Origin of the sequence: Pseudoalteromonas haloplanktis ATCC 14393, from assembly GCF_000238355.1 — a bacterium.
In the GTDB taxonomy this organism is placed as follows: domain Bacteria; phylum Pseudomonadota; class Gammaproteobacteria; order Enterobacterales; family Alteromonadaceae; genus Pseudoalteromonas; species Pseudoalteromonas haloplanktis.
Genome location: NZ_AHCA01000012.1, coordinates 38,270 through 61,738 on the forward strand (window position 1 = coordinate 38,270; position 23,469 = coordinate 61,738).

Consider the following 23,469-nt stretch of genomic DNA (forward strand, 5'->3'; position numbering starts at 1 on the left):
AGTGAAATTAAAGAACTCTCTCCATGAGATATTTACGCAATCCTAGCGTTTGACATAACCTTACATTAATCTGTATCGGGAATATTTAAAAGTAAAAAGATGTAATTTGGGGGCGAAAATTCTATTTTTCTCGCTCAATCGCTGGTTTTCTCAGCAATCTGCTTAAGCCTATGGCGCGCTGATTAACTACTAGACAATAGTCGCGGTTAATTTAACCTCGCATTTATCGCCCTTGGTCGCATTTTTTTGGTTATTTTAGTTGTCTAGGTTAGGTTAAACGCCACGTTTTATGTAGCAGATCTCAAATTATGAAAAAATCAGCATCATTCGTTGTGCGACATTCACTATTAAGTATCGCTTTGGCATGCACATTAACAGCTTGTCAAATGACTGCAATTGATGATAATCAACAATTTACGCAAGTTGCGCAATCAATTGTTGATTACCGTAAAAGCATTAGCCCTTATAGCAATCCCGAAGGTGTTGATGGTTATTTGCTCACTAATTTATCAGCAGAATTTCTGGAAAAAAAATACCAGCATAATACTGAGTTGTTAGCACAGTTAGATGCGATTGATAAAGATAAACTCAGTGAAGAAAATCGTATTAATCTCACTATTATTCGTGGCCAAGTGCAAAATAGTGTTGATGAGTATGTATTTAATAGTCATTACATGCCGTTGACTTCAGAGTATGGTTTTCATTCCAGCTTATCGTTTATGGTATCACGTTCAGATTACAAGAAGCAGGCTGATTACCAGCTTTATCTTGAGCGTTTGCAACAAGTTCCACGATTTTTCCAGCAAAATATTGGCTGGATGCGCAAAGGTTTAGAGGTGGGGTTAACACAACCGCAAGCGGTACTCGTTGGTTATCAAGATTCGATCAGTGCCTATATTGTCGATGACGTCACTAAATCTGAGTTTTATAAACCATTTTTAAATAATACCGCAGGCCTTGCTGAAAGTGAGTTTTTTGCTTTGCAACAACAAGCGAAAAAAATCATTAAAGAGCAAGTGATCCCAGCTTACCAAGGCTATTTAACGTTTTTTAATGACGAGTATCAACCTGGTGCGCGTACTGATATTGGTATTTCGTCGACACCTAACGGTGAAGCGTTTTATGCTAATCGTGCAAAATATTACACCACCACAGATATGACCCCGAAAGAAATCCATGAACTAGGGTTAAAAGAAGTGGCACGTATTCGGGCTGAGATGGATGAAGTGATTAAGCAGGTGGGTTTTGAAGGCACATTTGCCGAATTTGTGCATTTTTTACGTACGGATCCTCAATTTTATGCCAAAACACCTGAAGAGCTTTTAAAAGAAGCATCGTATATCGCTAAAAAAATGGATGCGCAATTACCTAAGCTGTTCCATACCTTACCACGTATGCCGTATGGTGTTGCGCCAGTTCCGGCGAGCATAGCGCCTAAGTACACTACTGGGCGTTACTCAGGTTCAAGCCGTGACGATCAAGCTGGCTTCTACTGGGTAAACACTTATGCACTGGATAAGCGACCTTTATATGTACTAGAAGCGCTGACATTTCATGAAGCTGTGCCTGGCCACCATTTACAAATTTCGCTTAATGCGGAGTTAGAAAATTTGCCAAGCTACCGTCAAGATGCTTATTTATCTGCGTTCGGTGAAGGCTGGGGACTATATGCTGAATATTTAGGCATTGAAGCGGGCTTTTATCAAGACCCATATAGTAACTTTGGTCGTTTAACGTATGAAATGTGGCGTGCTGCTCGTTTAGTGGTTGATACTGGAATGCATATGTATGGTTGGAGCCGTGATCGTGCCATGAAGTTTATGAGCGAAAATACCGCGCTTTCATTACATAACGTAAAAACAGAAACCGATCGTTATATTTCATGGCCTGCACAAGCTTTATCGTACAAAATTGGTGAATTGACAATTAAGCGTTTACGTCAAGAGACTGAACAAGCACTGGGCCAAGATTTTGATGTGCGTGAGTTTCACCATCAGATACTTCGCCATGGCTCTGTGCCAATGTCGGTATTAGAAGAGCAAATCCATCAATATATTCAAACTGAGCTGGCTAAATAAACAGCTAGCCTAATCATATCTGGATCACTGTAATAATTGCAGTGATCCATTAAAACATTTTGCTTGAAATTTAATCTGCTTATATGCTCTCTACTGTAATAGAATCCTTATTAATAAATTTTGCTAGCTAGCTTAGGCTATGCGTTTCAGTATTAGTAAGATGAGAAAATAATCAGCAAGGGGTGTTGCGTGAGTAATTTTATTGTTTTTAGTATTGATGTGTTTGCCAGTTTATTTATTGTGGTGCTGGGCTGTTTAGTTTTAGTGGTGATCTATTTTTACATTAGTGATGTTACTCAATCAAAACAAGCAATTAGGCGTAATTACCCGGTAATTGGTCGATTTCGTTATTTTTTTGAACGCCAAGGCGAGTTTTTCCGTCAGTATTTCTTTGCAATGGACCGTGAGGAAATGCCATTTAACCGCGCTGATCGTAGTTGGGTTTATAAAGCAGCTAAAAATGTTGATCGTACTACCGCGTTTGGCTCCACTCAAAGCCTGGAGGTTACCGGCACAGTAATGTTTATGAATTGTGCGTTTCCTACCTTAGATGAAGAGGCGCTCGAACCCAGTGCAGTTACCTTAGGTCCTTATTGCCCAAATCCTTATATTACTAAATCGCTGTTTAATGTGTCGGGCATGAGTTTTGGTGCTTTATCAAAACCGGCAGTGCGTGCATTGTCAAAAGGTGCAAAGCTGGCTGGTTGCTGGATGAACACCGGTGAAGGAGGGTTAAGTCCTTATCACCTTGAAGGCGGTGCTGATATCGTGTTTCAAATAGGCACCGCTAAATATGGTGTACGTGATGAGCAAGGTAAGTTAAGCCATGACAAGCTCAAACAAATAGCTGCCCATGAACAAGTAAAAATGTTTGAAATTAAAATGAGTCAAGGAGCGAAACCAGGTAAAGGCGGTATGCTACCAGGGAAAAAGGTAACCGCTGAAATTGCCGCTATTCGTGGTATCCCAGAAGGTCACGATTCAATAAGCCCAAATGGTCACCCTGAAGTTAAAAACCCTGCCGACTTATTGGATATGATTACTAGCGTGCGAGAAACTACAGGTAAACCGACAGGGTTTAAAGCGGTGATTGGTGCTTATGCATGGCTGGAAACGCTATTTGCCGAGATTAATCATCGCGGCATTGAATCGGCACCTGACTTTATTACTATTGATAGTGCTGATGGCGGCACTGGCGCTGCACCACAGCCACTTATGGATTCTGTAGGGTTACCGCTGAAAGAAAGCTTACCGTTAGTTGTCAATATGCTGGAAAAGCATGGCTTACGAGAGCGGATTAAGGTTATTGCGTCAGGTAAACTGATTGTGCCGTCAAAAGTTGCTTGGGCGTTAGCGCTAGGCGCAGACTTTGTGGTTTCAGCACGTGGTCATATGTTTGCGTTGGGTTGTATTCAGGCGCTGCAATGCAATAAAGATACTTGCCCAACAGGTATTACTACGCATAATGAGCGGCTACAGCGTGGCTTGGATGTGAATGATAAAGCCCAGCGTGTCGCCAACTATAATAAGTATATTCATTATGGAGCGGGTTTAATTGCCCACTCATGCGGAGTATTTAGTGCCCGTGAACTCGGTCGACAACATGTACGCGTTGTGCAAGAAAATGGCCTGTCAGAGCCGCTTGATAAAATGTATGAAAATTATCAGTAATTAGAGAGTAAAAAGGCGCTTTAAGCGCCTTTTTACTGAATGTTGAAGCTTAATTTAATTGGCTGATCAATAAAGAGAAAAACGCTTCTTTGCTATTGCAGGTATGGGCGTTAAGCACTAATTGCTCACCCAGCGCTAAGGTATGACGTTGCACCTCTAAACGCGCTTGCTCGTCTTCAATGCCATCAATATCAGCAACATGGGCTAAGCCGATGGTACGACGAATAAGCTCTGTGCCACAGTAGCCAATCGCGTCTTGCAATACTTGCTGCATAAAATACTCGCCATAACCGGCGGCTTTTAAATTGTTATCCGTTGTTTGCTCGGCAATTAATGTTAGCCACTGTTGTTCAAATAAAGTGTAGCTCTCTTGTAAGCAGGTCAATAAATGGGAGTGGTAGTTGCGGCGACTAACAAATTCATTAATACGGGCATTTTGAGCGCAGTAGTTTAATAATAAGTTGCCGATAAATGATCCGATATCAAAGCCAACAGGGCCAAAAAAACCAAACTCAGGGTCGATCATCTTAGTCGTATTTTGATCGACAAAAATACTGCCACTATGCATATCACCATGTAATAGAGTTTGTGGGCACGATAAAAACTTAGCTTTTAGTTTTGCGATCGCTAAATGCAGTGCGGCATTATTTTGTAATTTACTAACTGTACTTTGTAGCTCGCTTGGGTAGTTATTACGCTCATGCTCACGCAAAATATCGTTAAAAAATAAGTCTTCTGTAATTTGGCATAATTCAGGATTAGTAAACTGACTGACTTTAGCTTTTTTATCTTGCGCGGTTAAGTAAAAATCTGAGTTATAAAAACCTGTGTGGCTTAGGTAGTGAGCAACATGTTGTCCTAAAAGCGGAAATTGCTCTGCGTTTATTTGTGCACGGCGCAGTATTTGCAAATGGCCGAGATCTTCTAAAATAGTCAGTGCTTGCTCTGGGTTATGATGCAGTACTTTGGCGGTATAATCTGGACTTAATGCGCTATGGTTGAGCAAAACCTCGGCTTCAATACGTGCTCGGTCTAGTGTCAATGGCCATGACTCACCCACACAGCGGGCATAAGGTAGGGCTTGTTTTAAAATAACGCTATTATTTTGCTCATCACTGATTCTAAATACTAAGTTTAAATTGCCATCGCCAAATTCATAAGCCGATAACGTTTGGTCAGGATCAAACAAATCATAGCCATCTTTAGTTACAAGATTTTTAATATAATCAATTGCATGCTGTGCATTAAAGGCAACGTATTCGGCCATGGGCGTACTCTCAGAAAATGATAAACAATAGCATTCTATACCTTCAACCGTTTAGATGTCTACACTTCTGGGTTGTGCGTTTTGAAAACTACTGTAAAATAACCTCAGCCTAACGATTATTCAGGATCAATCATGCAAGACCTCATAGCGAGCAGCTTAAAATATCAAAACAATACACTCAGCGTGCTAGATCAATACCTGCTGCCACATCAGCAGGTGTGGCATGTGTGTGATGATGTAGCTAGTATGAGGGAATTGATCTTAAATCTAAAAATACGCGGCGCACCCTTGATTGGCTTAGGAGCGAGTTTGCTGGTTGCCCATCTAGCTGAGCAAGGCATAGCTAAAGCAGCATTAGCACAGGCGATTGATGATTTAGAAGCCACGCGACCAACTGCGGTTAATTTAATGCATTGCATGGCAAAGTTACGCATTGCGTTACAGCAAGATGATTATGTAATGGCAATTGTAAGTGCCGCTGTTAGCCTGTTTAATGAAGATATCGCCCTGTGTGAAAGCATGGCAAAGCATGGCGCAGCACTGGTTAATAGTGGTGATAATATTCTGACTCACTGTAATACAGGTGCTTTAGCAACAGCTGGGATTGGTACAGCTTTGGGTGTTATTTATAAAGCTCAGCAACGTCATGGCGATATTCATGTGTGGGTGGATGAAACACGTCCGTTATTACAAGGCGGGCGTTTAACCGCATTTGAGCTTGAGCGCTGGCAAGTACCTTACACTTTGATTTGCGATAATATGGCAGCGAGCTTAATGGCTGCGGGTAAAGTGGATAAAATTTTTGTTGGTGCTGATCGTATTGCCGCCAATGGTGACTTCGCTAATAAAGTCGGTACTTATAATTTAGCCGTATTGGCGCATTTTCATAACATCCCATTTTATGTAGTAGCGCCATTAACCACTTTAGATGTAAGTACAGCATGCGGCGCAGACATTGAAATTGAGCAGCGCAATAGCGCAGAAGTGCGCGGTGTAAGTGGCAGTTTTGGTGAGGCGCTGTGGGCACCGACAAATGCTCAAGTATACAATCCAGCATTTGACGTAACGCCTGCAAAGCTCATTACCGGCTGGGTGCTCGATACTGGTGTTTATGAGCAACAACAAGTGTTAGCTGGTAAACTGAAAGACTTAAATTAAAATTTAACCCAGTAATACACGGCTGAATTCTGAAAGAAATTCAGAAGTGTCATTAAGGTAGTTGGGATAGGCTTTTTCGATAGATTTTAAGTCATTTCCTGCTACTAATAATACGTTGTTGTGAGTTTGTCGCTCTTGCTCTGCATAGTGCGTTAATGCTTCTTGCTTTTTATTGGCTGCGTACAAAAAAACCCGACCCATTTGAGTTTCGGTATTGTGAACAAGTAAGGCAAAACCTGTATCTTTTGATTTATTTTTAATCTCGTCAACTTGAAATGCACGGTTAAATGCATCGAGTTTATGAAATGCTGCGAGCTTTTTATTTAAAGCAGCTAACTCATCAATAAAGCTTTGTGATTGTTCATCGCTTAATTGATTTGAGCCATCTTTAACGGCAAGGAATTCACCCATAATAAAAAATAATCGCTGCCAATCTGTATCAGCGGCTTGTGGGTTGGTTTTCAGTGTTTCTTTTTCAATAATATCGACGATTTCGACTGTAGTTGCCCATAAATGCTGAAGTCGAGTACGTAATTGAACTTCTATTTGAAAACCTTTGTAATCGTGAGACTCTAAATTATTATAGCTTTTATAGACACGATGAATCCCCCTATAGCCAGTGGCTTTAGGATTTTCAATATAATCATATGACTTTACGCTATGGACTGTTCGACTTGAATCTAAACTCGTATTGAGCTTATACAGGGTATCTAAATTGTCTAAAATAACTCTGCAACCACCTATATCGTGCATACGTTTGAGGCTGATGGCATTTTCACTTTTACCGTCTAATGACTCACGTTGCAGTTTATCAATAATTGTCGGTAAGCGTTTTAAGCGACGTACAATAGTAGCAGAATCAAGCAGGTTGAGTTTTTTTACGTGTTTCCATATTAAATTTTTGATGATGGTCAGCGGGTATAAATGAGCCGCGCGATAATTTTGAATGACTTCGGTAGCAAACTCAAAATCGCCATCTTGTTTACGAAAAATACGGCCAGCTTTTTCAACTTGCTTACGAGAATACGCAAGTTGTTGTTTGGACTTTTGATATTGTTCGTTGACCATTTCACGTTCACTTAATTGAGTAAAACTAACACTGAAAATATACTACAGAGTTAAGTTGTTTAAGTCATCCTTGATATGAGCTTAACCTTTTGCCACGTACACCCAAGCTTTAATGCCGCTATGAAATGACTCTTCTATACGTAGGTAGTCATCAACTTCATAGCTATCTGCGCTAGCAAGTTCTTCTGAGGTAATCGTAAAAATAGTGCCGGTTACGGTATCTGTTGCTAGCCCTGTTTTAATTAAGGCCGGGTGAAAACGCTGGCCGCTGCTTTTTAAAACAGCGGCGTCGGTGATTTCAACTTCGCCCACTATATAACCCGTTAAAATATCGGCTTGGCCCTCGAGCAAGCGGCCAAAGGTATCAAGCTGTACTTGCTCTAATTGCAGTGTGCCGTAGGAAAATAATTTTTCCATTTAAACTCCTTTACTAAATGATGGCTAGTCCAATAAAGGAAATTGCTTAGCAATCTCAGACTCGGTACTTTGTGCAACCCAGCCTTCGGTATTATTGAACAAACGGATCGCAGTAAATTCAGGTTCACTGCCCATATCAAACCAATGCGGGGTTAATTCTGGTACTGAAATTAAATCACCTTGTTGACACAGCACTTGGTAAACCTTGTCGTTAATATGTAGGCAAAATAAGCCTTGGCCTTTTACAAAAAAGCGCACTTCGTCTTCGCTGTGAGTGTGCTCAAACAAAAACTTAGCACGTAAATCAGCCGCTGCTGGGTTGCCTTTAGCCAATGAGATAACATCCACGGTTTGATAACCGCCTTGTTGCTTTAAACGTTCAATATCGGCGTTATAAGCGGCAATGATCTCGTCGTGACTGGTATCAGCCGTGATCGCAGCGCTTGCTTGCCATTGCTCAAAGCGGACATTCACTTTATTTAGTTCAGCGGCAATTTGTGTTGCATCTTGAGTGCTTAATAAGGCATTACTGCCGTTACAATCAGCAAAAATAGTTAATTGGCTCATGCTAAATGCTCCGCAGTAAATTGGCTAAAATCATTAATATAGTTATGTTCAGGCGAGCGTGCTTGACCATCACGAATTAAGTGCAACGTTTTTAAACCAGCGGCTTTGGCGGCATCAAGTTCAGCGGCTACATCACTTAAAAACAAGACTTCATTAGCGGCAAGTGGTAGTTGCGCAATAATGTTTTCATACGCTGCTTGTTGTTGTTTTGCGCCAACCTTGGTATCAAAGTAGTCAGTAAATAATGGGCGGATATCACCAAAATCTGAGTATTGAAAAATCAAATGTTGCGCCTTTACTGAACCTGAAGAGTACACATATAGTTGCTGACCAGCTTGTTGCTGCGCAACTAAAAACTGGTAGGCATCTGGGTATAAATGGCCGGTAAAATCGCCATTTTCATAGCCAGTTTGCCAAATGAGGCCTTGCAACTGTTTTAATGGGGTGATTTTTTTATCGTCGCGGATCCATTCAAGTAAGGTGTTAATTACTAGATCAATACTGGCATTGGGTTGTTCTATAATCGTTTTAACAGCATCAATTTGCTCTGCTACCGCGCTTTGTGTCTGATGAGTTTTGACAAATTCAGGGAGCTGGTTTGCGGCATAAGGAAATAGCACCTCTTTAACAAATGAAATGCGGGTAATGGTGCCTTCAATATCGGTCAGTAGTGCTTTGATCATGATTCTAATCCTACTAATTTTAAGCGTTCTAGCTCACATGCAAATAAGAATTCAAGACCTTCTAACTGACGACGAACCTCGCTAATTGTTCGACCCACGACATACAAGCCGTGGCCGCGGATAAGTACGCCATGCTCAATAGGAGTATGTAGGTGGTGATCACTCACTAATAAGCTTAAGCGATCGATATCTTGGTCATTATCAAAGATTGGAATACTCAAGGTTTCTAAATGTGAGGTAATGCCCGTTAATGATTTTTGCATCTCATAGCCGTGTAAATCCAGGCTGTGGCCTTTAATAACTCGTGATAAAACGGTTGCTGCAACCGAATGAGTGTGTAATACAAAGTGAGCTGAAGGAATCAGTTTATACATACTTAAATGTAATTCAGTCTCAGCAGAGGGTTTTGCTGCGCTAGCACTACGTGAACCGGCATGATCAAGTTCAATAAAAGCATGGGGTGCTAATTGGCCTTTATCAAAACCGCTGGCAGTAACCACAAAGCCAGTATTGGTTCGTGCTGAAAAGTTACCACCTGTGGCAGGTACCCAACCACGTTGACTGATCCACTTTCCTGCTTCTATAAGTTCTGAAATAGCGGTATTGTTATGCATACATTCCTCTAGCTAGTTTAGACGGCTATACTTCTGTTAATAGCAATGATAGCATCGCTTTGGGCGCAAAACCATCATTAAGGGTAACCAGTGTTTGAAAGTAAATTGCCAAATTTAGGCACCAGTATTTTTAGTCAAATGACCGCATTAGCAAATCAATTCGACGCGATTAATTTATCGCAGGGCTTTCCTGAGTTTGATGCGCCAGAGCTACTTAAAAAACAACTTAATCATTATGTGCTTGAAGGAGTTAATCAATATTCGCCGTCATCAGGTGTACCGCGCTTGCAGCAACAAATAGCGCAATTGGTTAAGCGTAAATATGCAGCGGAAATAGACGCGACGCAGCAAGTAACAGTCACTTCCGGTGCAACGGAAGCTTTGTTTGTAGCCATTCAAGCACTTGTGCGTGAAGGTGATGAAGTGATTGTGTTTGACCCTGCTTATGACTCTTACCAACCGGCAATAGAATTGGCCGGTGGTAAGTCAGTAAATATTGCACTGCATGCCCCTGATTACGCAATTGATTGGCAAGCGGTTACTGAGGCTGTAAATAGTAAAACCCGCGCTATTATTATCAATACGCCACACAACCCAAGCGGAAAAACGTTAAAACAACACGATATAAATGCCTTGAAAGCGTTGGTAAGCAAGCATGATTTATATGTAATAAGTGATGAAGTTTACGAGCATATTACGTTTGATAACCAGCCCCACTTAAGTGTGCTACGCGATGCAGAGCTGTTTGCTAGGAGCTTTGTGATCTCAAGCTTTGGCAAAACCTTTCATAGCACAGGTTGGAAAATGGGTTACTGTATTGCTCCTGTAGCACTGGCTGTCGAATTTCGTAAAATTCACCAGTACGTGACATTTTCAAGCTTTACCCCCGCGCAGCATGCATTGGCCGATATGCTAGAGCAACAAGGTGAACATGTAGACGAATTGAGTGAGTTTTATCAACAAAAGCGTGATGTGTTGAGCAATGCTCTCAAAGAGAGCCGCTTTACGATTTTACCAAGTGAAGGTACTTACTTTTTACTGCTGGATTACAGTGATGTATCTGATTTGAATGATGTTGAATTTTGCCAGTGGTTAGTCGAGCAAGCGGGGGTTGCGGCAATTCCACTGAGCGTATTTTATCAGCAACCGAGTAACGATAAAGTGATTCGTCTGTGTTTTGCAAAACACGATGCCACACTGCTACAAGCTGCGGAGATTTTATGTCAACTTTAACCCTAGCACTTATACAAACATCGCTTAACTGGCTAGATAAAGATGCTAATTTGGCACATTTTAGCGCTAAAATAGCCAATGTAGACAATTCAGTTGAGCTTATATTATTACCAGAAACATTCGCTACAGGGTTTGCTATTAATCTCGATTGTGCCGAACCTGAAAACGGGAACGTACTTGCTTGGATGATTGCGAGCGCAAAGTCAGCGAATGCTGTGATAGCAGGCTCAGTGCTAGTTAAGCAAGGCGACAAAAAAGCCAACCGTTTTTACTGGGTATGGCCTAACGGCAACGTGCAGTTTTACGACAAACGTCATTTATTTTGTTTAGGCAAAGAAGGTGACTTTGTCAGTGCTGGGCAACAGCGTGAAGTATTCGAATTGAATGGCTTTAGAATATTACCGCAAGTGTGTTACGACTTACGTTTTCCGGTTTTTCAACGTAATCGTAATGATTACGATGTCATGGTGAATGTTGCCAATTGGCCAGCAGCACGACGTAAAGTGTGGGACACTTTACTGATGGCACGGGCAATGGAAAATCAGTGTTATGTAATTGGCGTTAATCGCATCGGTGATGATGGTAATGGGATTGCGCATAATGGCGGCACTGCAGTGTATGACTTCAAAGGTGATACGTTAGCTATTGCTAAAGATAATGGCTCGCAAGTTGTAACCGTCACACTTGATAAAGGCCCACTTGAGCTATTTAAACAAAGCTTCCCCGCGCATTTAGATGCAGATGGGTTTAGTTTGCAGGATTAACCGGCGTAACAACCGGAGAGGCTATTTATTTAGCCTCAATACTTCTGATCACTTTACAGGGGTTACCCACGGCTACTGAATTAGCAGGAATATTCTTAGTGACCACACTGCCTGCACCAATTACACAGCGATCACCAATGCTCACCCCAGGCAAAACCGAAACGTTGCCACCAAGCCAAACATCATTACCAATAGTAATTGGGGAGCCTGATTCAGTACTGCGCCGCTCGATAGGGTCAATCGGGTGAGTGGCTGTCGATATCATCACGTTTGGGCCAAACATCACATTATTACCAATTGTGACTTTGCAGACATCTAAAATAGTTAAGTTATGATTCGCATAAAAGTTATCGCCCAGTTCAATATTAAAACCATAATCACAATAAAACATTGGCTCAAGATAGGCTTTGCCTTTAAACTTTAGTAACTCGGCAAGAATTTTAATTCGTACATGGGGTGTTGTAGGGTCTGCCAAATTAAATTGATGACATGCCAATTTAGCGAGGCTACGTGCTTTTACCAGTTCAGGCTCTGAGGCTTTATAAGGCAAGCCAGCAAGCATTTTTTCAAATTCAGTTATGGTGTTAGTCATAGTTTCTAGTGCTTAAATTGAGTTGTTTTAGCACATTAGCAAAAAGAATTCGTGGAGCATAGTTTTCGCCATGAATGACGACATTGCATGAGTTTTATATCATAGAAGGTAGATTAACCTGCTGATTTATATTGTTATTAAATTCTCTTTGTGAAAAGTAAAATTTAAGTCGATTGGTATTAGAGCTGTGTAAAGGTTACGGACATAAAACGATAGGCTTTTTATGCTGATATGTGCGTCAAACGTGGGGATGGGCTTGCTTACGTCCATGTAATCAATTGCGGGAGGCGCTTGCAGCGGCCCCAAATGTTCCTGACATGTGAAAAAATACATCCCTATATTTTACCCTTCGGGCCGCACTACGTGCGTTTAACTTTGTTCCAGACAAAGTTTGGTCGAACCCTGATCGAGGGTTCTCACCCTCCTTCTGCCATTTTTAATAACGAAGAAAGCCCCGCAATAAATTGCGGGGCTTTCTTCGTTATTAAATGGCGGAGAAGGAGGGATGGGCTTGCTTACGTCCATGTAATCAATCGCTTCGCGACGCTTGCTGCGGCCTAAAATGTTCCAGACATTTTATCGAACCCTGATCGAGGGTTCTCACCCTCCTTCATCGGTGTAAAGGTTACGGACATAAAAAAACCGCAATTAAGCGGTTTAATTTAATAAATGGCGGAGAAGGAGGGATTCGAACCCTCGATAGAGCTACAAACCCTATACTCCCTTAGCAGGGGAGCGCCTTCGGCCACTCGGCCACCTCTCCGGCGCATAAACTGTCATTTTGATAGTCGAGTGAACCACCAAAACGTAATAATGGTGGAGAGATAGGGATTTGAACCCTAGAGGGGCTATAAACCCCTGCCGGTTTTCAAGACCGGTGCATTCGACCACTCTGCCATCTCTCCGTTGGGAAAGAATAATACGCAGGTGATTGGGGTGTGTAAATAGGAAAAAGATCGTTTGCTGTTTTTTTGTTCTAAAAAGTGGTTTTTTTTATGAAAAAGGGATTTTTAAGGAGCTTAAAGAAGAGGTTGCAGCAAACGAGGGAGCTAAATAAGTGGTTTCATTTAGTGGTTGGGTGTTTGCTGCACCGCTAAAGTAATCATGGTTGGGTGATTACTTGTATTGAACTGCGCCGCCAAGAGCGAGCTTTTTGCCGAAACGGTTAAGTTTAGCAAGCATTTTCGCTTTGCGATTGGTTGGTTTTACGGCAACATGAGTAGCTGCATTTTCGTTTAATGTATTTACTGGGTTCATTACTTTGCTCCGGGTTATGTCTGTTTTGACAACACGGCTATTTTGACTCTAAATTGCACAAAAATAAAACGATAAAAACTAGGGTGGTCGGATAAAAATAACTAATGTGAATTGCTTTTATTAACTTGCGGTTAAGTTTGGTTTTTCCAATTTTTTTGCATGGCTATGAATAGTTAAAATGTATTAACTCTTTAAATATAGTCGCTTTAAGTTTTTAATGTCACTTTTTATGCATTACAAGATACAAAAAGTGATTAAATATTCAGATTAATTTATTTTTTGAAAATGTCTGTTGTCATGTTTTTAAAATGGCTGGTATCCAGATGCTCATAATTATTAAACCAAGTACGCAAAAAAAACATAAAAAAAATTGTGCTTGGTTGCTAAAGCAATGCCAAAAACGGCAAATTAGTTACACTCTTGTCTACACAACAGGGGATTTTACAGATGACTGCAAAAAAATAACGATGTTGGCTCAATCACAAAAGCGCGTTGTTGTGCTCGGTGGTGACGGTAGCCTGCATTTGGCTGTAAATGCATTAATGGGATTAAACTGTACATTGGCGTTATTACCGCAAGGAACGGGTAATGATTTTGCCCGTGGCTTTGGTTGTACAATCTCAGCTTGGCGTACTGCTATTTTTAGTGATTTCTCAGAAAAATAGATATTGGACAAATAAATAGTCGTTACTTTATTAATATTGCAGGGATTGGTTTTGATGCCCATGTAGTACAGGCATTGCAAAGCAAACCAGCATTATCTGCATTAGGTTATAGTTTTGCTGGTTTTAAACATTTATTGGGCTATCAGGCTAAATGGCTAGCAGGGCGCTTGGCTGGGCAACCAGTTAAGTATCATAATTTGATTACTGTATTTGCTAACCACCATTATTTTGGAGGGGGGCTGCGGATAGCGCCTAAAGCAGAATTAAATAATGGTTATTTAGAGTGCTACGGTATGCCTGCACGGGGTTTAGTTGGTAATTTATATAGTTTTATCCGTTTATTGCTACGTAATCACCACGCTATGTCAGGGCTTAATTATCAGCGATTAACCACAGCATATATCCAAACCCCTGATTTACCATTAGAGGCAGATGGTGAGCTGGCCGGTGTCTCGCCAGCTAAAGTAACAATTCATCCACAAGCACTACGCTTTTGCATACCCAAGAGCAGCGTTACACAAGTTTAAGGTTGTAAAAAAGCGCCTAACAAGTAGGCGCTTTGGCGTTAGTTGCGTATATACGCATTCTAACTGGGGATGGAGCTTTTTTGCAGCAATGAACGCGTTGCAAAAAATGCTTTAATTCTTTTTGTGGGGGTCAGTACAATGGCGTTACCTACTAATACCAAGCTAAAGCCTATAAACGTATTGGCCTGCCAAATAAAACCTTCAAACAGTGTGCTTAAAATCACTGCAACTAACGGAAACAGCACAATGACATAACTGGCGCGCTCTGGGCCGATGTTTTTCAATAGTGCAAAGTAACAAGCAAAAGCTATTACGGTGCCAAGTACAGCTAAATAAACTAATGAATACCAGTAACTCGCAGGTGCAGAGAAGCTCAAACTAGCATCGGTTATAAATACATAACATAACAACCCAATCGCACTGTAGAGCATGCCCCAAGCATTGCCTTGCATAACGCCAATTTGCTGTTGAGAGTTACGAACACTCACCATATTACCTAATGAGGCCACAAACGTACCGGCTAAAGCAAGTAGTAAACCGACCAACGCCCCATTACTTAAGTCGAACTGCTGTAATTGTGGCCAAAACAAGCTGACGATGCCAACAACACCAATTAATGCACCGCTGTAAATTCGTTTTGCAATCGGCTTACCAAAGAATAAGCGAGTATTTACGATATTCATAAGTAATAACATTGAAAATGCGATTGACGCCATGGCAGACGTTAAATAATTTTGCGCCCAGTACAGTACTAAGTAGTTTAGACCAAAATTACACAGTGCCAATAATATGAAAAAGCCATGGTCGCGACGGCTATAATTCATTGGTAACTTTTTAACACTTACCCAAACCCACATTAATATGGCCGCTAAACTAAAACGATAAAATAGTGATACTTCTACGGCTATGTCGCCAAGTTGAAATTCGATTGCAAGCCACGTCGAGCCCCAAATCAAAACAGTGATAATATAAAGCGCGATGCTTTTCATGGCCGATCCTAGTATGTCGATTAAGTGTTTATTTTAATACGCTTCTGTATACTTAACATATACAGAAAACTAGAAATGCAACCTATACAGATTTTGACTGTTGATAGGACTGTTTTAAGAGGTTTCAGATGTCGTTAGTTGTCAGTAAAAGTAATCATGACTTTTTATACTTGCAAGTTATGCAGTTGATCCGTGAATTATCAGAGAAGGGAACTTTACTGCCCGGTGAAAAGCTACCTTCACTGCGCAAAATGGCCGATAAACTTAAAGTAAGTATTCCGACGGTTAAACTGGCTTATCAATCACTTGAAGCACAAGGTTTGGTAGAAGCACGTGAAAAATCAGGCTACTTTTTAAAGTCATCGACTACGCCATTAGCACGGCCTAAGCGAGTCAAACTCAGCCGTGAGCCAGTTGCAGTGAATATGCAAGTGTTGATAGAGCAAGTTTATGATGCTATCCATCAAGCAGATGTGGTGCCATTTGGCATTGCTAATCCGGTGGCGGCGGCACCCACCGATAAAATGCTTAGCCGGACAATGCGCCGAGTTATGTCTATTGCTGGTAGCCGAGCCATTAATTATGGCGCAATTGATGGTTTTGCCCCGCTGAAAAAGCAACTGATACATCGTTATTTAGATTTTGGTATTGGCGTTGACCCGCAAGAGTTGGTGATCACTAATGGTGCGCAAGAGGCGTTAGCAATCGCTCTTAAATGTGTGACTAAAGCGGGTGATGTGATCGCCATTGAGTCGCCTTGCTATTTCGGCATTATTGAACTGATCGAAAGTTTAGGGTTGAAAGCACTTGAGATCCCATTATGCCCTGATGATGGGATCTGGCTTGATGATCTGAGTCAGGCTTTACAGGATCATGATATTAAAGCGTGTGTTTTCTCTACCTCGATTAATAATCCTGTTGGCAGCTTTATGCCAGATAATAAGCGTAAAGATCTGGTCGCATTATTAGAGTCTCATAATGTGGTATTGATTGAAGATGATGTTTACGGTGACTTACACTTTACTGCACAACGTGGCACACCTGCGCAAACCTATTCAACCAAAGGCTTGGTGCTCACTTGTGCATCGTTTTCAAAAACGGCAGCACCGAGCTATCGCGTTGGTTGGTTGATTGCTGGTAAGTTTGCTGCCCAAGCTCGGCGCTATAAACGTGCATTGAGTTGTTCGACTTCGTTGATCAATCAGTGGACGTTATATGAGTTTGTGCAAAGCGGTGAATACGAGCGTAATCTTAAGCTACTGAAACAGCGTTTACGAAATAACAAAGAGCGGATGATCTGGTGTTTACAACAAGCGTTTCCGAGTACTGCGCGGATCAGCGATCCGCAAGGTGGTTGTGTGATTTGGGTTGAGCTAGGTAGCGGTTATGATAGCGTTAAACTGTTTCAGCTTGCGCTTGAAAATGGCATTAGTATTACTCCAGGCTACATTTTTTCTGCCACCAATAAATACCGTAATTGCATTAGGTTAAGTTATGGTTTGCCGTGGACTGAAAAACTTGAGCAAGCCATAAAAACACTGGGTGAACTTATTCATTTAGCGAAAAAATAAAAAAGCAGCACCTTAAAAAGAGTGCTGCTAAAGGGATATCAAATTTTTGTCGTTAACTAAAGACTCTGCTTAGTTATTTTTTTTATAGCTAAACAGTTGATAATCTTTTAATTCTGGTACTAGTTTCACCAGTTGTTGCTCTTGCTCTGCAATGGTAGAAAAGTTACCACACAGTGCGTCAGCGCGTTTTTCTAATTGATTCGCTTGTTGCTCAACCTTGGCTTCGATTTCTGCGCCCATGTTCTCCATACGTTGTTCAAAGGCTTGCATGTCCCCGCCGGAGCCCATTAGTTCTGAACCTACCGCCATTAAAATACTGCCCATTGATTGCATCATGGCTGATTGCACAGCTGTTTCTATTTGCTCATCAAACTGGCTTTCAAAGTTTTCACCAAACTGCTGAAAACTCTGCTGTCCCATCACAAATGTACCTTGTTGATAAAAGGTATTCTCAACTTCCACTTTAATATCAGCCATTAGCTCATTAATGCTATCCAGGCTATCAATATTAAATGCATTAGCCACTTCTTCAATGGCAACACCAGCAATTTTAACACCGTCAAGGGCAATGTTTGCGACTTCAGGTAATTGGCTGCGTAGGCTATTTGAATACGTCGTAATTGCTTGGCGTTGTTGATTGTTAAGTGCCACTGTTTGGCCATTTATTTTTAGATCGCCTTGCTCGGCAAAACTCATCGTGTTGTTGTCTGCGGTAAAGATTTCTAGCTCATTTGGGTTTATACGCACGTCATTTTTAAATTCGACGTCGCAAGAATCGCCACTGAAAGAAATATTAGTCTCATTATCAGTATGCGCTACTGCCCCTGTGGCAATAAAAAAAGAGCCGATTAATAGTAATTTTTTCATTTTAATATCCTGCAAATTTGTTGATTTTAACGAGTGCGTATTTTTCGTATTTAAAACTTATCAAGTTTGATGCCAATAATTTTTAACATTATAAAACAATGTATTAGTTGTTTTTTTTATATTTTTAATCGTATGAGTAGATAATAATAAAACTACTTTTTAGTCATTTTGACTAACTTTGTTGTATTAATAAAATATGTTTATCGTTTCGATAAAAAACTCTCACTTTCCAGAATTAAAATTTAGCGCTATTTATTCACAATATTGACATGACACCATTTTAAGATTGGGTTGTGGCTTTATTTTGGTGCACTTTCGACGTATGAAATTGTGCTGAACATTTTTAATTTCACCAATGACAGTGATAAAAAATCCTTAATTGGTCTCAAACACTTTATGGAGTGGGTTGTGGGTAAGACATTTAGTTACGATGCGCTAGATGACGATTTTGTTGAAGACGAGTACGAAATGGTCGGGCGTAATCAACACGACAAGAATAAGCAAAAGGTTAAGAAAAAGTTGGAAGACTACCTTGAGCAAAAACGCTTGCGTAAAAACTTGGGCGAAGATGACTTGGATGAGTACTTAAACGACTAAGTGATAATTTAGATAAAGAGGCAGATTGCCTCTTTATTGCTTTTAGTGTTTACGTATTACTGCTTTTAAGGGCTTTAATAATAGCACCTTCGATTTGCTGCGGCTTAGTAAATGGTGCAAAGCGTTTAATTGCCTCGCCATTTCGGCCTATTAAAAACTTAGTAAAATTCCACTTTATTTTACGTGTTAAAAACCCAGGCAAAGCCGATTTTAAGTGCCTAAACACCGGATGAGCGTGTTCACCGTTGACATCTACCTTGCTCATCATCACAAAGTCTACACCGTAATTAATTAAGCACCCTTGCTCAATATCTTTGGCACTGCCTGGTTCTTGCTTGCCAAACTGATTACATGGAAAGCCAATAATGACTAAGCCTTGCTGATGATATTTTTCATGCAGCGCTTGTAAGCCAGCATATTGTGGGGTGAAGCCACATTGACTAGCGGTGTTAACCACAAGCACAACTTTGTTTTTAAAGTCATTAAACTCAATAGATTGCCCTTGCAGGCTGGTGGCGCTAAGCTGATAAAAGTCGTTCATATTGGAGGTTTTTTATTTTTGTTTGTTAAAGTTTATCCTGTGTAGCGACAGACTTAAAGTTTAAATTTTAGTCATTAGAAAAACTAGTTAATAAGTATTCAATTAGTAATCGAACACGGTAGGGCATTAAATCCTTGCGAGGGTACACCAGCCAAGATGCATTATCGGTCACTTGATATTCATCAAGTAAAGTTACCAGCTGACCTTGTTGCACATAGGGCTGAACAATATCACTGGCTAAGTGAGCAATACCTAAGCCAGCTAAAGACGCGCTGAGTAATGCTCTTGGGTGATTACTACGCCAATTACCATTTATTTTTACTTCTTTTATTTCACCAGCAAAACTAAATCGCCAACGCTTACCCATAGCAACTAAGCAATTATGATCTATTAGTTGTAATGGTGTGGTGGGTGATGTGTAGTGTGCTAAGTATTCAGGGCTGGCAACCAAAGTCATTATGCGTGGGCTAAGTGGTCGTGCTATTAAGTTTGAGTCTTGCATACGACCAAAGCGAATAGCGAGATCAAAGCCTTCTTCAACTAAATCGACATTGCGATTGTTAAAGTCCATATCCACTTCCACCTCAGGGTAGCGTTTTACAAACTCAACTATTTTCGGTGCAACATGGCAGGCAACGAATTCACCCGCACCAGAAATTCGAATTAGCCCTTTAGGTTTGCGTTGCTCACCTTGTAATTGATTATTAGCGTCAATTAATTCTTGTTTAATGGCTTTGAGTTTAACGGCATATTCACGGCCAGCATCCGTGAGGCTTATTTTTCGCGTAGTGCGTTGAAACAGTAGTGAACCTAGGCGGTTTTCAAGCTGCTGTACTTGGCGGCTAATATGGGATGTAGATACTTCCATAGCTTTTGCCGCTTGAGTAAAGCTGCCATGTTCAACTACATGTAAAAATTCATCAAGGCCTTGCCACATTTTTAGTTCTCAAAATTTAAGTAATAGTAGTTTATAGCATCTATTGTTGCAGCTGTGCAAAAGTGATTCTCTGATCTTAGTCTTTTAATAAATGATTTAACCCCTACAATTACATGGTCAGCAAATTTTAGCTCATACGAATGAGCACTCTAAGCAATGGAGCAAGCATGTTAAATTTTAGTTTTGCAAACCCCACCAAAATTCATTTTGGTGAACAGCAAATCGCAGCAATTAAAAGTGAGATCCCTGCCAACGCGACAGTATTGGTTACGTATGGCGGCGGCAGTATTAAAAGTAATGGTATTTATGATCAAGTCGCAGATGCCTTGAGTGAACATACTTGGTTTGAATTTTCGGGTATTGAACCAAATCCAAGCTATCAAACATGTATGAAGGCTGTGGCTTTGGTAAAAGAAAAGCACGTAGATTTTATTCTTGCCGTGGGTGGCGGGTCGGTTATTGATGGTAGTAAGTTTATTGCCGCTGCGGCAAACTACGATGGTGAGCCGTGGGATATTTTAGCCAAAGGTGGTGAAGTTAAATCAGCCATTGCATTGGGTGTGGTATTAACCTTACCTGCCACGGGGTCTGAATCAAACTCTTTCAGTGTGGTTTCTAATCTTGATAGCCACGATAAACTGCCATTTTCAAGCCCTTCAGTGCAACCGAAATTTGCTGTGCTTGACCCTGCAGTGACCTACTCATTACCAAAGCGCCAAGTTGCTAATGGTATTGTAGATGCGTTTGTACATACTATGGAGCAGTACTTAACTTATGACGTAGGCGCTAAACTACAAGATCGTTTCGCCGAAGGCATTTTAATGACCTTAATAGAAGAAGGTCCTAAAGCATTCAGTGAGCCAGATAATTACCAAGTACGTGCAAATATTATGTGGTCAGCCACTATGGCGTTAAATGGCTTAATTGGTGCGGGTGTACCGCAAGATTGGTCTACACATATGTTAGGACATGAAATGACGGCGGTTTACGGCCTTGATCATGCTCAAACATTAGCCATTGTTTTACCACGCATGATGGCTGAGCAAAAAGAGACTAAGCGCGGTAAAATTTTGCAATATGCAGAGCGTGTTTTAGGGTTGGATATCACTGATGAAGATGCAGCTATTGAGCAAGCAATTGCTGCTACTGAAGCGTTTTTCCACAGTGTTAATATGCCAACACGTTTAAGTGATTATGAATTGGGTGAAGAAGTGGCTGACAAAATTATTGAGCAACTTGAGCGCCACGGGATGACGGCATTGGGTGAGCGCGAGCAAGTCACTTTAGATAAAAGTCGCGCTATTTTACTCGCTAGCGTTTAATACTGCTAATAGCGCATTAGCACGCTACTAATGCGCTAATTTAATATTAAAAACAAACCCATACCAACCAAGGTCGTGTAATAAATATTGTGTGTTTTATATGCGACAATAATGGCTGCGATTGCTGCGCTAAGATAAGGGTTTTGCCAATCTAAATTTATCCCATCATCTGTTACAAATACAATTGGCACCCAAATAGCGGTTAACACAGCTGGGGCGCTAAAACTTAAAAACTGCTGCATTTTCGGGCCGACTTTAAAAGGCAAAGCGCGGTGCAAAAATAAGTAGCGAGTAAAAAAGGTAATGCAGGCCATGAGTAAAATAGTGGTCATCATAGGTTATGCTCCGCTTGAGTATTCACACGGCTGATAGCATAGCCTACAGTCATTGCTGTTAATGCTGCGACTACCAACCATAATTCGAATCCGTGGCTTTTAAGTAGTGTTGCCACCACGCCTGCGGTGATCACTGTTGCTAATGTGGCAAGGTTTTTAATCCCTGGGATCACTAGTGCGATAAAGGTTGCCGCTATAGCAAAGTCTAACCCTAAATTAGTTAGATCAGGTAGTAAGCTACCAGCAATAATGCCTATAAAGGTCCATAGGTTCCATGCAATGTAAAAGCTAAATCCAGCACTTAATGCATACACTAACCGTGTTTTTGTGCGGTACGCTTTACGATGATGTGAAAATGCAAATAACTCGTCGGTCAGTACAAAGCTTACAGGTAGGCGCCAGCGCATGGGTTGATCGATTACTTTATGGCGCACGGCTAAGCCATATAAGAAATGCCGTGAGCTAATAATTAAAGTGGTAAATAAAATGGTCAGTAATGGTGTGTTGCCTGCTATTAGTTCAATGGCAACGAGCTGCGCCGAGCCTGCGAATACCAGTAATGACATCGCTTGGGTTTCAACAGCAGTAAAGCCATTCTGGATTGCCAAAGAGCCACATAATATCCCCCACGGGATCACCGCTAAACACAGCGGTAGCATATCTAAGAACCCTTTTAATAACGCCTTTCTCACTGTTTTCCCCTTTATTACTTTAAGCTGATTTAGTCTTGCTGCTTGTTAATGTTGAACTGGTTTTAGATTGTAATAATAACGTTAGTTGATGTTTGCAGGTGCACTTTTGTTAGAACTAAAGAGATTACGATACTGACCCGGTGTTACGCCAAGCCGAGATTTAAAGTGATGATGTAAGTGGCTTTGATCATGAAAGCCACATTCGCTTGCCGTTTGGCTAACGTTTAAACCATGTTTTAATAATGTTTTTGCCTGCAGAATACGGCGTTGTATTTGATACGCGTGAGGGGTTAAACCATATTGTTTTTTATATTGGCGAATAAAATGAAATGGACTCATATGGCTAAGTGCAGCTAGTCGCTCTAGGCTAATTTCTTCACAACAAAAAGCATCAAGGTATTGTTGCGCATGTGCAAGATTTGCTTTGGCTTTTAGTTGTTTTAATTGTCGACAGTCTTGTTTAAACGACAGCATTAACTGAGTCATCACACTATAAAATAAGCTTTCTGTGTGCAGTTGGTTATTACCATTGCTGGTTAAGCCGTTTAATAATTGGTTTAACTGACGGGTTAAAGCTTGATTGTTATAAACTGCGCTATCAAAATACGGCGCGCCACAGCGAATACCGTTTAGCTCTTGAGAGAGTGCAGAAAATTGCTCTGGGCGAGGGTACATGGCACGATACGCCCAACCCGATTCAGTGGCTGTTTGGCCGTTATGAATTTGATCTGCATTGACTAAAATAATGCTATTTTTCGGTGCTATATGGTTACTGCCGCTACGATAAAATTTTTGCGCCCCACAATCAATCAAGCCAATGGTATAGCCTTCATGACTATGACGAGAAAAATTTTGACGCGTAAAGCTTGCCTGTAAAGCCTCTAACCCTCCTAATTTTTCATGGTAAAAAAAAGTTGATTGTTCATCTTTCATTCGCACCACTTTTGTTATTTTACATTAATTAAGATTGAGTATATCTAAACTGATATACAAAGCTTGTAAAAAATTGCTCGTTGTTGGCCGCATAATAAACCGCGGTTCGACGAGTTCAATAGGC

General features: G+C 40.9%; 25 protein-coding genes and 2 tRNA genes. 10 read left to right on the plus strand and 17 right to left on the minus strand.

Annotation, left to right across the window (positions count from 1 at the left end; all coding sequences use genetic code 11):
• Window positions 1–308: 308 nt before the first annotated feature.
• Window positions 309–2,078 (plus strand): DUF885 domain-containing protein, encoded by a 1,770-nt coding sequence (locus tag PHAL_RS0118570; RefSeq protein WP_016709939.1) that lies wholly within the window; start codon window positions 309–311, stop codon window positions 2,076–2,078.
• A gap of 189 nt (window positions 2,079–2,267) precedes the next feature.
• Window positions 2,268–3,749: an FMN-binding glutamate synthase family protein gene (locus PHAL_RS0118575; protein ID WP_016709940.1), complete on the plus strand. Its 1,482-nt coding sequence runs from the start codon at window positions 2,268–2,270 to the stop codon at window positions 3,747–3,749.
• Between the two features lie 49 nt (window positions 3,750–3,798).
• Here the strand turns inward: PHAL_RS0118575 and mtnK are convergent, their stop codons facing one another.
• Window positions 3,799–5,016, minus strand: a complete 1,218-nt coding sequence (gene mtnK, locus PHAL_RS0118580; protein ID WP_016709941.1) for an S-methyl-5-thioribose kinase — start codon at window positions 5,014–5,016, stop codon at window positions 3,799–3,801.
• Between the two features lie 132 nt (window positions 5,017–5,148).
• Between mtnK and mtnA the strand changes: the two genes are divergently transcribed.
• Window positions 5,149–6,174 carry an S-methyl-5-thioribose-1-phosphate isomerase gene (gene mtnA, locus PHAL_RS0118585; protein WP_016709942.1) on the plus strand — a complete coding sequence of 342 codons (1,026 nt, stop codon included), beginning with the start codon at window positions 5,149–5,151 and terminating at the stop codon, window positions 6,172–6,174.
• Between the two features lie 3 nt (window positions 6,175–6,177).
• On the opposite strand, the gene PHAL_RS0118590 is transcribed toward mtnA, so the two are convergent.
• The 5 genes from PHAL_RS0118590 to PHAL_RS0118610 all read right to left on the minus strand — a co-directional run bounded on the left by PHAL_RS0118590 (window position 6,178) and on the right by PHAL_RS0118610 (window position 9,523).
• Window positions 6,178–7,242, minus strand: a complete 1,065-nt coding sequence (locus tag PHAL_RS0118590; protein WP_016709943.1) for a RelA/SpoT domain-containing protein — start codon at window positions 7,240–7,242, stop codon at window positions 6,178–6,180.
• A gap of 81 nt (window positions 7,243–7,323) precedes the next feature.
• On the minus strand, window positions 7,324–7,659 hold the full coding sequence (locus PHAL_RS0118595; protein ID WP_016709944.1) for a gamma-glutamylcyclotransferase family protein: 336 nt from the start codon (window positions 7,657–7,659) through the stop codon (window positions 7,324–7,326).
• Between the two features lie 24 nt (window positions 7,660–7,683).
• Window positions 7,684–8,226, minus strand: a complete 543-nt coding sequence (locus PHAL_RS0118600; protein ID WP_016709945.1) for a 1,2-dihydroxy-3-keto-5-methylthiopentene dioxygenase — start codon at window positions 8,224–8,226, stop codon at window positions 7,684–7,686.
• Window positions 8,223–8,909, minus strand: a complete 687-nt coding sequence (mtnC, locus tag PHAL_RS0118605) for an acireductone synthase (protein ID WP_016709946.1) — start codon at window positions 8,907–8,909, stop codon at window positions 8,223–8,225. The genes PHAL_RS0118600 and mtnC overlap by 4 nt, the downstream gene beginning before the upstream one ends.
• Entirely contained in the window at window positions 8,906–9,523 is a 618-nt protein-coding gene (locus tag PHAL_RS0118610; protein ID WP_016709947.1) for a methylthioribulose 1-phosphate dehydratase, read from the minus strand. The genes mtnC and PHAL_RS0118610 overlap by 4 nt, the downstream gene beginning before the upstream one ends.
• A 90-nt stretch (window positions 9,524–9,613) precedes the next feature.
• Here PHAL_RS0118610 and PHAL_RS0118615 point away from each other — a divergent pair, with 90 nt between their 5' ends.
• Both PHAL_RS0118615 and PHAL_RS0118620 read left to right on the plus strand, forming a co-directional pair.
• Complete coding sequence (locus tag PHAL_RS0118615; RefSeq protein ID WP_016709948.1) at window positions 9,614–10,756, plus strand: methionine aminotransferase; 1,143 nt, start codon at window positions 9,614–9,616, stop codon at window positions 10,754–10,756.
• Window positions 10,744–11,520: an amidohydrolase gene (locus PHAL_RS0118620; RefSeq protein WP_016709949.1), complete on the plus strand. Its 777-nt coding sequence runs from the start codon at window positions 10,744–10,746 to the stop codon at window positions 11,518–11,520. Before PHAL_RS0118615 ends, PHAL_RS0118620 begins: the two co-directional genes overlap by 13 nt.
• A gap of 25 nt (window positions 11,521–11,545) precedes the next feature.
• On the opposite strand, the gene PHAL_RS0118625 is transcribed toward PHAL_RS0118620, so the two are convergent.
• The 4 genes from PHAL_RS0118625 to PHAL_RS24405 all read right to left on the minus strand — a co-directional run bounded on the left by PHAL_RS0118625 (window position 11,546) and on the right by PHAL_RS24405 (window position 13,369).
• Window positions 11,546–12,112 (minus strand): sugar O-acetyltransferase, encoded by a 567-nt coding sequence (locus PHAL_RS0118625; RefSeq protein WP_016709950.1) that lies wholly within the window; start codon window positions 12,110–12,112, stop codon window positions 11,546–11,548.
• A gap of 670 nt (window positions 12,113–12,782) precedes the next feature.
• Window positions 12,783–12,875 (minus strand) — tRNA-Ser (locus PHAL_RS0118630).
• Between the two features lie 51 nt (window positions 12,876–12,926).
• Window positions 12,927–13,017: transfer RNA gene (locus tag PHAL_RS0118635), tRNA-Ser, on the minus strand.
• Between the two features lie 211 nt (window positions 13,018–13,228).
• The gene (locus PHAL_RS24405) at window positions 13,229–13,369 is read right to left on the minus strand and encodes a hypothetical protein (protein ID WP_016709951.1); all 141 of its coding nucleotides are present in this window, start codon (window positions 13,367–13,369) and stop codon (window positions 13,229–13,231) included.
• Between the two features lie 323 nt (window positions 13,370–13,692).
• On the opposite strand from PHAL_RS24405, the gene PHAL_RS24615 reads away from it, so the two are divergent.
• Window positions 13,693–14,034, plus strand: coding sequence for a diacylglycerol/lipid kinase family protein (locus PHAL_RS24615; protein ID WP_232321868.1), 342 nt, complete (start codon window positions 13,693–13,695; stop codon window positions 14,032–14,034).
• Window positions 14,035–14,108: 74 nt separating this feature from the next.
• A complete protein-coding gene (locus PHAL_RS24620; protein WP_232321867.1) occupies window positions 14,109–14,561 on the plus strand; it encodes a diacylglycerol/lipid kinase family protein in 453 nt (150 codons plus the stop codon).
• A gap of 59 nt (window positions 14,562–14,620) precedes the next feature.
• Here PHAL_RS24620 and PHAL_RS0118650 read toward each other — a convergent pair whose 3' ends face one another.
• A complete protein-coding gene (locus tag PHAL_RS0118650; protein ID WP_016709952.1) occupies window positions 14,621–15,550 on the minus strand; it encodes a DMT family transporter in 930 nt (309 codons plus the stop codon).
• A 128-nt stretch (window positions 15,551–15,678) separates the two neighbouring features.
• On the opposite strand from PHAL_RS0118650, the gene PHAL_RS0118655 reads away from it, so the two are divergent.
• Window positions 15,679–17,121, plus strand: coding sequence for an aminotransferase-like domain-containing protein (locus PHAL_RS0118655; protein WP_016709953.1), 1,443 nt, complete (start codon window positions 15,679–15,681; stop codon window positions 17,119–17,121).
• Between the two features lie 69 nt (window positions 17,122–17,190).
• Here the strand turns inward: PHAL_RS0118655 and PHAL_RS0118660 are convergent, their stop codons facing one another.
• Window positions 17,191–17,988 (minus strand): YggN family protein, encoded by a 798-nt coding sequence (locus tag PHAL_RS0118660; RefSeq protein ID WP_016709954.1) that lies wholly within the window; start codon window positions 17,986–17,988, stop codon window positions 17,191–17,193.
• A gap of 408 nt (window positions 17,989–18,396) precedes the next feature.
• On the opposite strand from PHAL_RS0118660, the gene PHAL_RS0118665 reads away from it, so the two are divergent.
• A complete protein-coding gene (locus tag PHAL_RS0118665; RefSeq protein WP_029216238.1) occupies window positions 18,397–18,585 on the plus strand; it encodes a PA3496 family putative envelope integrity protein in 189 nt (62 codons plus the stop codon).
• 49 nt (window positions 18,586–18,634) lie between these two features.
• Here the strand turns inward: PHAL_RS0118665 and PHAL_RS0118670 are convergent, their stop codons facing one another.
• Together PHAL_RS0118670 and PHAL_RS0118675 are read right to left on the minus strand one after the other, a co-directional pair.
• Window positions 18,635–19,126 carry a glutathione peroxidase gene (locus PHAL_RS0118670; RefSeq protein ID WP_016709956.1) on the minus strand — a complete coding sequence of 164 codons (492 nt, stop codon included), beginning with the start codon at window positions 19,124–19,126 and terminating at the stop codon, window positions 18,635–18,637.
• A 67-nt stretch (window positions 19,127–19,193) separates the two neighbouring features.
• Window positions 19,194–20,063 carry a LysR family transcriptional regulator gene (locus PHAL_RS0118675; RefSeq protein ID WP_016709957.1) on the minus strand — a complete coding sequence of 290 codons (870 nt, stop codon included), beginning with the start codon at window positions 20,061–20,063 and terminating at the stop codon, window positions 19,194–19,196.
• 167 nt (window positions 20,064–20,230) lie between these two features.
• Here PHAL_RS0118675 and PHAL_RS0118680 point away from each other — a divergent pair, with 167 nt between their 5' ends.
• On the plus strand, window positions 20,231–21,385 hold the full coding sequence (locus tag PHAL_RS0118680) for an iron-containing alcohol dehydrogenase (RefSeq protein WP_016709958.1): 1,155 nt from the start codon (window positions 20,231–20,233) through the stop codon (window positions 21,383–21,385).
• 35 nt (window positions 21,386–21,420) lie between these two features.
• Here the strand turns inward: PHAL_RS0118680 and PHAL_RS0118685 are convergent, their stop codons facing one another.
• The 3 genes from PHAL_RS0118685 to PHAL_RS0118695 all read right to left on the minus strand — a co-directional run bounded on the left by PHAL_RS0118685 (window position 21,421) and on the right by PHAL_RS0118695 (window position 23,345).
• Entirely contained in the window at window positions 21,421–21,720 is a 300-nt protein-coding gene (locus tag PHAL_RS0118685) for an AzlD domain-containing protein (RefSeq protein WP_016709959.1), read from the minus strand.
• Window positions 21,717–22,379, minus strand: a complete 663-nt coding sequence (locus tag PHAL_RS0118690) for an AzlC family ABC transporter permease (protein WP_050901604.1) — start codon at window positions 22,377–22,379, stop codon at window positions 21,717–21,719. The genes PHAL_RS0118685 and PHAL_RS0118690 overlap by 4 nt, the downstream gene beginning before the upstream one ends.
• Window positions 22,380–22,493: 114 nt before the next feature.
• Entirely contained in the window at window positions 22,494–23,345 is an 852-nt protein-coding gene (locus PHAL_RS0118695) for an AraC family transcriptional regulator (RefSeq protein ID WP_016709961.1), read from the minus strand.
• Window positions 23,346–23,469 lie beyond the last annotated feature (124 nt).